Below are 1,923 nucleotides of genomic sequence, written 5' to 3'. Positions count from 1 at the left end.
GCCGTGCAGCGGTTTCCGAGGCGGTGGCGGTGGCCAAGGAAGCGGCCCAATGATGCGCGCCGAAGCGCAAGCCCTCGCCACCCTGCATGCGCGTCACGGGCGTTACCCGCAGGCCACCAGCGAGGAGGATTTTCGGCGCAATCTGGCGGCCGTACAGCAACGTATCGCCGCTGCCTGCGAGTGGCCGAGGTGCTGGATCGTCGCCTGCACATTGAAGCTGCTACTGGCCGAGCGCCAATCACCCGTCAACGACCTGATTTTCCCAGCAAGGACCTGTTCATCATGTACGACTCAACATTGACGCTTGAAGCCTTCGACCCGCAGTTGTGTGAGGCGATTCATAACGAGGAGCGCCGCCAGGAAGACCACGTCGAGCTGATCGCTTCCGAAAACTACGCCAGCCCGCTGGTCATGCGCCTCCAGAGCACGGTATTGACCAACAAATACGCCGAGGGCTATCCCGGCAAGCGCTACTACAGCGGGTGCGAATACGTCGATGTGGCCGAGCGCCTGGCCATCGAACGGGTCAAGACCCTGTTCGACTGCGATTACGCCAACGTGCAGCCCCATGCAGGGGCCCAGGCAAACGCTGCGGTGTTCCTGGCCTTGATCAACCCCGGCGATACGGTGATGGGCATGAACCTGGCACAGGGCGGTCACCTGACCCACGGCAATCCCTCTAACTTTTCGGGCCGGCATTACCACATCGTGCCTTACGGGCTCGACCCGCAGACGGGCTTGCTCGACTACGACGAGATGGAGCGCATTGCCGTGAAAACGCAGCCGAAGATGCTGATCGGTGGGTTCTCTGCCTACTCGCGGTACAAAGACTGGGCGCGCATGCGGGTGATTGCCGACAAGGTCGGTGCGATTTTCTGGGTCGACATGGCTCACGTCGCCGGGCTGGTCGCGGCTGGCGAATACCCGGACCCGTTGCCGCACGCCCATGTGGTCACCAGCACCACGCACAAGACCTTGCGTGGCCCGCGGGGCGGGTTGATTTTGTCCAAGGGCCAGGACGCAGCGTTTTACAAAAAGCTCGATTCGGCGGTGTTCCCGGGTGTTCAGGGCGGGCCGTTGATGCATCAGATCGCGGCCAAGGCAGTGGCCTTCAAGGAAGCCTTGAGGCCCGAGTTCAAAACCTACCAGGCCCAGGTCGTGGTCAACGCGCGGGCCATCGCGGCCGTGCTGCAGCGGCGCGGTTACACGATTGTCTCGGGTGGCACCGATAACCACATGATGTTGATCGACCTGTCCGACCGGCCCTACACCGGCAAAGACGCCGATGCGGCCCTGAGCAACGCCGGCATCACCGCCAACAAGAATTCGGTGCCCAACGATCCGCGCTCACCCTTTGTCACCTCGGGGCTGCGCATCGGCACGCCCGCCGTCACGACCCGTGGTTTCGGCGTGTTCGAGTGCGAGCAACTGGCCGGTTGGCTGTGCGATGTACTCGACGCCCTGGAGCGCGGGGAGAGCGAGAGCGTTGCGCATCAGGTGCGTGAACAGGTGATTGCACTGTGCCGCCGGTACCCGGTTTATCGCTGATTTTTTATTTCTAACCGTTGGCGCAGTCGACTTGGCTGGAGGCCGAGGGCCGGTATTGCAGGGCTTCGGCAATGTGGTGGCGGCCGATAGTGTCGGCGCGTTCCAGATCCGCCAGAGTGCGGGCGACCTTGAGCAGGCGGTGGGCTGCTCGAAGCGATAGGGTCAGGCGCTCGCAGGCGCTTTCCAGCCAGGCTTCGTCCGGCTTGGACAGCGCACAATGCTGGCGCAACCCCGGTAGATCCAGGAACGCATTGGCGCAGCCCTGGCGCTGATGCTGGCGTTCCCGTGCCTGGGCAACCAGCGCCGAGGCGGTGGACGTGTTGTCGCCGGGCTGCGGGGCAGGGTTCAGCGCGGTGATTTCGCGGGCGACGGTCA

The 1,923-nt window shown here is 63.7% G+C and carries 1 protein-coding gene and 2 pseudogenes; 2 read left to right on the top strand and 1 reads right to left on the bottom strand.

The features are described 5' to 3' along the window. Positions 1-301, top strand: a pseudogene (locus tag L9Z73_RS31690) (hypothetical protein); the annotation flags it as partial. Then, entirely contained in the window at positions 283-1,548 is a 1,266-nt protein-coding gene (glyA, locus tag L9Z73_RS29900) for a serine hydroxymethyltransferase (protein ID WP_247408533.1), read from the top strand. The pseudogene L9Z73_RS31690 and the gene glyA, both read left to right, overlap by 19 nt. 10 nt (positions 1,549-1,558) lie before the next feature. Here the strand turns inward: glyA and L9Z73_RS29895 are convergent. Further along, positions 1,559-1,923: pseudogene (locus L9Z73_RS29895) on the bottom strand (YifB family Mg chelatase-like AAA ATPase); the annotation flags it as partial.

It is taken from the genome of Pseudomonas emilianonis (genome assembly GCF_023072625.1).
GTDB lineage: Bacteria > Pseudomonadota > Gammaproteobacteria > Pseudomonadales > Pseudomonadaceae > Aquipseudomonas > Aquipseudomonas paraveronii.
Note: the sequence above shows the minus strand (reverse complement) of the source record. Positions and strands in the feature narration are given on the sequence as shown.